Source organism: Verminephrobacter aporrectodeae subsp. tuberculatae At4 (assembly GCF_000193225.1).
Taxonomy (GTDB): domain Bacteria; phylum Pseudomonadota; class Gammaproteobacteria; order Burkholderiales; family Burkholderiaceae_C; genus Acidovorax; species Acidovorax aporrectodeae.
The window spans coordinates 1-249 of sequence record NZ_AFAL01000654.1; the positions used below are offsets into that span (position 1 = coordinate 1).

1 protein-coding gene is annotated in these 249 nt (G+C 65.9%); it reads right to left on the bottom strand.

Annotation, left to right across the window (positions count from 1 at the left end; all coding sequences use genetic code 11):
* A partial coding sequence (locus VTU_RS28580) for a SwmB domain-containing protein (protein WP_010107317.1) occupies positions 1–249 on the bottom strand: 249 nt, incomplete at both ends.

Genomic DNA, 249 nt, shown 5'->3' on the forward strand with positions numbered 1-249 from the left:
GTGTCGCTAAAGCTGAGCACCAGTGTGCTTGCGTTGACCTTGGGCGCTTTGGCTCCCTCGGTGATGAGCACCGGGGGCGTGGTGTCTGCTGACGCTGATGTGTCGTTGGTCACCGCAGTGGCAGCAAAGCTGGCCGCGTCGTTGCCTGCGGCGTCCTGTATGGCGTTGGCGTCGTTGCCGGTCGTGGGGTCGGCGTAGGCGACGGTGACCGTCTGGTCGCTGGTGACCGCCGTGGTCAGCGTGAGCGTG